We start from the raw sequence: 7,806 nt of genomic DNA, 5'->3' as shown, positions 1-7,806 counted from the left end.
TCGTAAAAATGTCAATTTCAAGGTTTTTAAAGATTTTTCTCAGAAAACTCTCAGGAAACTCTTGAATACTCCCCCAACCAGCCGCAAAACCGTTGCAAAACCGCCATTCCCTCGCGACACGCCAACAACCCACTTTTACATGACGCGCGCGGCAAAAACTTTACGCGCGAGTAAAGGAAAAGTCGTTTACGCGCCTTAATCCGGCAAAAACTTTACAGCGTTGTAAATAAAAGGTCGTTTGCGTGCGAAATAGCGGCAAAAACTTTACGCACGAGTAAAGAAAAGGTTGGGACGCAACAAAAAAGGCGGCAGGAATAATCCTACCGCCTAATTTTCACTATGCACACACGCATAAAACTGCGTTACGCGCAAAGCAACAAAAAGTTAGAACTACTTAAGTTCAACGGAAGCGCCGGCCTCTTCGAGGGCAGCCTTAGCCTTCTCAGCATCTTCCTTCTTAGCCTTCTCGAGAACAGCCTTTGGAGCGCCGTCCACGAGAGCCTTAGCTTCAGCCAAGCCGAGGCTGGTCAAAGCACGCACAGCCTTGATGACTGCAATCTTCTTATCGCCAGCAGCGGTGAGAACGACGTCAAACTCGTCCTTCTCTTCCTCAGCAGCACCAGCAGCAGCTGGAGCAGCAGCAACAGCGGCTACAGGAGCAGCAGCTTCGACATCAAACTTATCTTCGAATGCCTTGACGAACTCAGAGAGCTCAACGAGGGTCATTTCACCGAAAGCTTCAAGAAGCTCTTCGTTAGTGAGCTTAGCCATAATTGGCTTCCTTTCTTACTTGGCCGGGCATACCTTATGCCTTACGACCATAACATTTTTATATTTGGTTGGTCTCATGCAGCAAGCTGCAAGGGAATCAAGCGGCCTTTTCCTGCTTCTCGCGCAAAGCGTCGATTGTACGAACTGCCTTGGTTGGCAATGCGTTGAACAGGCAAGCGGCCTTGGACATGGTGCCCTTGAGCGCGCCGGCCATTTCGGAAAGCAACTGTGGGCGCGACTTCAAGTCGGCGAGCTGCTTTGCACCTTCGGCATCGTAAACGGTTCCATCTGCGAAACCGCCCTTAATGACGAGGGCTTTATTCTCTTTGGCAAAATCACGCAAGGTCTTAGCAGCCTCAATGAAATCACCCTTAACGAAGGTGACTGCAGTTGGGCCGGCGAGAAGCTCGTCGAGACCTTCAATGCCCGCTTCCTTAGCAGCAATACGAGCAAGCGTGTTCTTAGCCACAGAGTAGGAAGTATCGCGGCCTAGCTTTTCGCGCAGAGTAGAAATCTGCGGAACGGTAAGCCCGCGGTACTCGGTGAGGTAGATAGCGTCTGCATTACGGAAAAGTTCCGTAAGCTCGGCAACTACCGCTTCCTTTTCGGGCCTCTTCATGGCGTTCCTTCCTAAATTGGCCGTAGGTGAAAGAAACGCATCAAGCTTAATTAAACAGGGCAATAAAAAAGCCCTGCGCACTGGCAGAGCAACATAAGAAGCACTAAAGCGTGCTAAATTTTCGACTCATAACGAGATCCGCTATAAATCCTCGCTCAACCTGTGCTGGCATGACACATCAATTTCAGGAATCTCGCGATCCCACCAACGGTCTGTGGTTTACGTTGGGTAATTTTAATACGCTGTTAGGACAATGTCAAGAGAAATATTATAGAAATAAAAAAGAGGGCATACAATTTACATACCCTCTAATTTTTTAATTTTTACTTTTATATTTTTTGTTTCACAAGTTCACTACTTGTAAAATGCACCCTTACATTAAATGCACATTTACAGCACAGCATTAGCAACAAAATCAAGTAAGAACAGCAAAGAAACAATCCAAAGCATTGGATGAACTTCTTTAGCACGCTTCTTGCAAGTCATTACCAAGCAGTACATAATAAAGCCGGCGGCGATACCATAAGAAATGTTGTAAGAGAATGCCATGAACACTGCAGCGAAGAATGCAGGAATTGCCTCAGAAATATCATCCCAAGCAATTTCCTTCAAAGAGCTTGCCATCATGCAACCAACAACTACAAGAACGCCGGCAGTTGCAGCAGCAGGAACAGCGGAAACTACAGGAGCAAGCACTATAGAAAGCGCGAAGCAAATAGACACAACTACGGAAGTCAAACCGGTACGACCACCAGCACCAATACCTGCAGCAGACTCTACATAAGTAGTGGTATTAGAAGTACCGAAAATTGCACCAACAGAAGTTGCGATGGAATCAGCGAACAAAGCGCGATCCATCTTGGAGCTAAAGCCGGAGCCGTTTTCAAGAGCCTTTTCGTCAGCCTCAGAGAAAATACCTGTACGACGACCAGTGCCAATGAAGGTACCCAAGGTGTCGAAAGTATCAGACATTGAGAATGCAAAAATCGTTATCAAAACAAGCGGAACACGCGAAGGGTCTGCAAACAGCGTTGAGAAGCCTTTGTCGCTAAATATTGCGCAGAAAGTAGTTGGCAAATTATTAAAAGCTTCTGAAACTGAAACAGAATTGCTCATGGTTGTAAGTCCCATTGGAATACCGATTAATGCAGTAACAACAATGGAAATAAGCAAAGATCCACGAACATTCAACACAGTAAGCACGATTGCCAAAAGCAATCCAATGAGGAACAACCACAATACTGGGTTCTTTAAAACAGCAAGACCTGGAATTGCAGGAGCTGCACCAAAATGAGACGCAACTTTTGCAGCTTTGTCATCCTTTGGAGTGAACTTAATCAAATCAACGTTCACCATGCCAACATAAGCCACAAATAAACCAATGCCACCGCCGATTGCGTGTTGTAACGAAGTCGGGATGGCACGAATAATCATTTTACGAATTTTAGTAACGGTAATAATAATGTTAATTAAACCGCATAAGAACACCATGCACATTGCATGCTGCCAACTAAAGCCTAAGCCTTTTACGACTGTGAACGTAAAGAATGCATTTAAGCCCATACCAGCAGCCTGAGCATAAGGCACGTTAGCAAATAAGCCCATAACAAGCGTGCCAATAATAGCAGCAATAATTGTTGCTAAGAACACGCCACCCCATGGCATACCAGTTTCTTTTAATACATTTGGATTTACGATGATAATGTACGACATTGCGAAGAATGTAGTGAGACCTGCAGTGATCTCCGTTGATACATTCGTGCCGTTTTCTTTGAGATGGAAGAACTTTTCCATAAACTCTCTGTTCCTTGGTTTACAAGCGCAAAAGACCAGAAAAGCGCGGCGAAAGCACTTGAGCAATCGCGTACGCAATTACATTTGGGCATTCACGCAGAGGTTACTGCGACTCGTCGAATGAACGAAGGCATCACAAAATCTCACATAAAATTATGAAAATTGCGAAACCTTTGAACAACCGAACAGCTCTGACCTTACGCGCACGTGCTGACCAAGGAAATACACCGAAATCAAAAAAGTATATAACAAATCAGCCAAAACGACCGGAAATATAACGCTCAGCTTCAGCGTTGCGCGGATTGTTGAACATAGTAGTCGTGTCTGCAAAGTATTCCAGATGACCTGGTTTCCCGACAGCTTTCAAATTAAAGAATGCAGTGTAGTCTGCAACACGCGCAGCCTGTTGCATATTATGCGTCACGATCACAATCGTGTAATCGTTTTTAAGCTCATTAATCAAATCTTCCACAGCCAACGTAGAAATAGGGTCAAGAGCTGAGCAAGGCTCATCCATAAGTAAAACTTGCGGATGCACAGCCACAGCCCTAGCAATGCAAAGTCGCTGCTGCTGACCGCCAGAAAGACCAATACCCGGCTTATCTAAGCGATCCTTAACTTCATTCCACAAGTTCGCGCCTCGCAAAGCCCACTCAACTAAATCGTCAGCATCACTCTTAGCAATTTTACGATTATTCAAACGAACTCCAGCAAGCACGTTTTCGCGAATAGACATTGTTGGGAAAGGATTTGGGCGCTGGAAAACCATGCCAACATCGCGGCGGACAGCCACAGGATCCACATCTTTGCCATATAAATCGCGGCCTTCAAGAAGCACCTGTCCTTCTACTCGCGCGCCCGGAGTGATTTCGTGCATGCGGTCTAAGGTGCGCAAAACTGTTGATTTTCCACATCCGGAAGGTCCGATAAAAGCCGTCACTTTATTTGGCTCAATATTAATATTCACATCTTCTACAGCAAGAAAATCGCCATAATAAATATTCAGATGCTTCACATCAATTCGCTGACCCATTTTATGCTCACTTTCTAAAAATTTAATTCGTTTTGCTTTGCTTTATTTCGCTTCGCTTTGCTTTACTTTATTTCGCTTTATCTCGCTTTTACAGAAAACACTCGAGCTACAATTCGCCCCAAAATATTTAGCAACAACACCAACACAATAAGCGTTAAAGCTGCAGCCCACGAGCGCTCCATCGGAATTGACGTTATGCAAGAAGTCGGCGCATTAGCTGGGCAATTCGCAGAAAGTTTGGAATATTCTTGGTAAACGTACACCGGCAAAGTCGTCATTTGCCCGTCAAATAAATTGAGATTCGTTGAAGCAATAAAGCCTGAAGCCATAAGAAGTGGCGCAGTTTCACCAATAACGCGCGCAACCGCAAGAATACATCCAGACACAATTCCCGGAAGAGCAGTGCGCAAAACGATTTTTGTAATTGTGCGCTGCTGAGTAACTCCCAAAGCAAGAGATGCCTCGCGCAAATCGTTAGGCACAATTTTTAGCATTTCTTGAGAAGACTTCACAACTGTTGGAATCATAAGAAGAGAAAGAGCCACAGATCCTTCAAAACCATTGATTGTACCTGGGCCAGCAAGAAAAGCAAACATTGAAAACGCAAACAAGCCAGCAACAATAGACGGAATACCACTCATAACGTCAACAAGCAGATTAATTATGCGCGAAATTTTGTTTCCGCGAGAATACTCAACCAAATAAACAGCACACATTAAACCAATCGGAATTGAAATAACCATAGCTCCTAGCGTTATTTCAAGAGTTCCAATAATCGCGTGCAAAATTCCGCCATAACCGCCAGTTCCAGTAGCATTTCCGCCCACAACGTAAGTCATGTTATGAGTGAGAAAATCAAAATTCAAGCGCTTAATACCATTAATAATGGTTGTTAAAAGCAAAGAAATAAGCGGAATAAGTGCCACAACAAAAGATAAGAAAATCAGCACGCGCATAAGCATGTCTTTACGTTTGCGCGCAGCTATGTGTGAGCGAGTTGGGCGGAATTTGTTGAAGTCAATAACCGGAGCTGCGGAATTTTCTGCGGAATTCTCAACAGAACTTTCGACAGACTTTTCGGCAAAAGTATTCTCGCTAAGCACTTCAATATTATTAATTTGATTCCCCATTTATGCGCCCGCCTTTCCTGTGATTTTGCGAGCAATAAAGTTGACTGCAAAAGAAATAACGAACAAAACTAAGCCGGTTGCAATAAGCGCACTTACGCCAAGTCCGTTTGCTTCCGGATACTGCGCTGCAATATTTGCTGCGATAGTTTGATTTTGAGAAGCCTTGAAAATATTGATACCAAAAGTAAATCCAGGAGACAAAATCATCAAAACTGCCATCGTTTCGCCTAAAGCACGACCCAGCCCAAGCATAGAAGCCGACACAATACCAGACTTTGCAAACGGCAGAACCGCTAATCTAATCATCTCCCACTTTGTAGCGCCAAGCGCAAGCGCACCTTCTTGCTGCAAACGCGGAGCCTGCTGGAAAATATCGCGAGCCATAGAAGTAATAATCGGCAAAATCATCACAGCCAAAACTAATGCAACTGTAGCAGCAGAACGAGAAGGATTAGCCGCCGGACCAGAAAATAACGGAATCCAGCCAAAAAGTTTAGAAACCCAATCCCAGAAAGGATACATAGCTGGAACCAAAACCAATCCGCCCCACAAACCATAGATTACGGATGGAATTGCCGCAAGCAAATCAATTACTCCACTGAAAAGCGGAACAATTTTTTTAGGTGCATAATAAGAAATAAATAGAGCAATACCAATTGCCACAAAAAATGCGAACAGCAGCGCGAGCGCAGACATAAGCACTGTGCCAAAAATAAGCGGAGACACATAGCTTATAAAATCATGTGCCTTACCACCAGTAAAATCAGCAAACACATGACTTACTTGATCGTGATTTCCACTTATTAACGGCAAAGCACAAAACAGCAGAAATACTGCAACTGCCGTAAGAACAAGCAAAATTAGCATGCCGCAGCCTGCAGCCACGCCTTTAAAAAGACGGTCTGCAAGATGAGTGCCAACATAATTTTTTCTATTGCTCTCAGAAATTTTAGCAGTTTCGTTTGCACTATTCGCGACTGCTTTCGCATTTTTCGTAGAACTCAATCATTCTCCTTTATAACCGATACGTTCATAATACCAGTTTGTAAAGTTTTTATTTTCCTGTTTTAACAGACTTAATCGATGCGTTAATTTTGCTTACCAAATTTTGTGGAAGTGGAGCTGTTCCAGCAGCAGAAGAAGCAGCATTCTGCCCTTCCGCGCTAGTTACGTAGCTCAGCCAAGACTTCACAAATCGAGCAGTTCCTGCATCTTTATAAACCGGGCAAGCAATATCGTAAGAAACTAACACAATTGGATAAGCGCCCTTAGATTGCGTATTGTGATTAATTTTCATAACAACGCGATTAGGATATTTTGCAGAAGCGTCTGCGTCAATTTCAGAATCAGCTAAAGTTTTAGAAGCAGCTTCCGGAGAAATCTCATTGTAAGTATCCCCCACTTTCACTGCAACAGTGCCGAGCTTACCGACCTGTGAAAAATCAGCGTAACCAATCGCACCATTCGCCATGCGAATAGTAGATACAACGCCCGAAGTTCCCTTTGCGCCTTGACCGACGCTATTTGGCCAGTTTTCGCTAAGATCGTGCGACCAATCGTCTGGAGCCGCATCCTTCACATAGCTTAAGAAATTCTGCGTTGTGCCAGACTTATCGGAGCGGTGAACAACAGTAATCGGGGTGTCTGGAAGCTTTAGCTTAGGATTCTGCTTCTTGATATCGTCATCATTCCAGCGCGTAATTTTTCCGTCGAAAATTTTAGCAATCGTCGAAGCGTCCAAATTAATATGCTTGCCAGCATCAGAAACACCTTTAAGGTTGAAAATAATCGCAATTGGTGAAACATACACAGGCACGTCGAAAGCCGTAGTTCCATGAGCACAAACCGACTTAGACTTTTCAACTTCGTCGTTACTCAACGCTTTGTCTGAACCAGCCCAAGCCGTGGCTCCTGTCATAAAAGTGGTAACACCAGCACCAGAACCGGTTGGATTGTAGGCAATTTTTGCACCCGGATTTTTAGATTGGAATCCTGCAATCCACGCTTCCATTGCAACCTGCTGGGAAGAAGCACCCGAGCCTTGGAAATTGCCGGAAATTTTTGCATTCTGCGCTCCGGTTGCGTTGTTGCTGCCCGCTGGACTATTGTCGCCGCAAGCAGCGCAAGTTGCGCACAAGCCGAAAGTGAGCGCCGCAGCAGCAATACTACGGAACTTAAGTGCGCTTTTATTCATATTAAATTTATTCATATTTGACTTATTCATATCGTTACGCATATTCTTCTTTCCTTTCGCGAAGAATTGCCTTGCGCCCCACCACATTTTCGCGTTCCTATAGCCGTATTGCGAATTGGGCGCATTTTCTTAATTAATCCCTATCTTTTTTTATTAACGCAACCATCGTAAACAGGTGGGTAAAACCTCACCGGCAAAAATAAAGTGGGTATCAAAAACGGCGGTATTTGGCGTTATATTTGACGCGACCTAAGCAAAATGAAGG

The 7,806-nt window shown here is 44.4% G+C and carries 8 protein-coding genes; 1 reads left to right on the top strand and 7 read right to left on the bottom strand.

Features of this window, described 5'->3' with window-relative positions; all coding sequences use genetic code 11:
• A partial coding sequence (locus A5294_RS06900) for a hypothetical protein (protein WP_231880191.1) occupies positions 1 to 199 on the top strand: 199 nt, incomplete at its 5' end.
• 191 nt (positions 200 to 390) lie between these two features.
• On the opposite strand, the gene rplL is transcribed toward A5294_RS06900, so the two are convergent.
• The 7 genes from rplL to pstS form a co-directional block, all read right to left on the bottom strand.
• Positions 391 to 771, bottom strand: a complete 381-nt coding sequence (gene rplL, locus A5294_RS04215) for a 50S ribosomal protein L7/L12 (protein ID WP_004105575.1) — start codon at positions 769 to 771, stop codon at positions 391 to 393.
• 97 nt (positions 772 to 868) lie between these two features.
• Positions 869 to 1,390: a 50S ribosomal protein L10 gene (rplJ, locus tag A5294_RS04210; protein ID WP_004105577.1), complete on the bottom strand. Its 522-nt coding sequence runs from the start codon at positions 1,388 to 1,390 to the stop codon at positions 869 to 871.
• 390 nt (positions 1,391 to 1,780) lie between these two features.
• Positions 1,781 to 3,184 (bottom strand): NCS2 family permease, encoded by a 1,404-nt coding sequence (locus A5294_RS04205; protein WP_004105579.1) that lies wholly within the window; start codon positions 3,182 to 3,184, stop codon positions 1,781 to 1,783.
• 253 nt (positions 3,185 to 3,437) lie between these two features.
• Positions 3,438 to 4,217, bottom strand: coding sequence for a phosphate ABC transporter ATP-binding protein PstB (gene pstB / locus A5294_RS04200; protein ID WP_004105584.1), 780 nt, complete (start codon positions 4,215 to 4,217; stop codon positions 3,438 to 3,440).
• A gap of 77 nt (positions 4,218 to 4,294) precedes the next feature.
• Entirely contained in the window at positions 4,295 to 5,347 is a 1,053-nt protein-coding gene (pstA, locus tag A5294_RS04195) for a phosphate ABC transporter permease PstA (protein WP_004574111.1), read from the bottom strand.
• On the bottom strand, positions 5,348 to 6,295 hold the full coding sequence (pstC, locus tag A5294_RS04190; RefSeq protein WP_032835357.1) for a phosphate ABC transporter permease subunit PstC: 948 nt from the start codon (positions 6,293 to 6,295) through the stop codon (positions 5,348 to 5,350).
• Positions 6,296 to 6,401: 106 nt separating this feature from the next.
• Positions 6,402 to 7,628 (bottom strand): phosphate ABC transporter substrate-binding protein PstS, encoded by a 1,227-nt coding sequence (pstS, locus tag A5294_RS04185; protein ID WP_064340545.1) that lies wholly within the window; start codon positions 7,626 to 7,628, stop codon positions 6,402 to 6,404.
• Positions 7,629 to 7,806 lie beyond the last annotated feature (178 nt).

This window comes from Gardnerella sp. 30-4 (assembly GCF_001641215.1).
Taxonomy (GTDB): Bacteria; Actinomycetota; Actinomycetes; order Actinomycetales; family Bifidobacteriaceae; genus Bifidobacterium; species Bifidobacterium leopoldii.
This window is presented reverse-complemented; position numbering and strand designations above follow the sequence as displayed.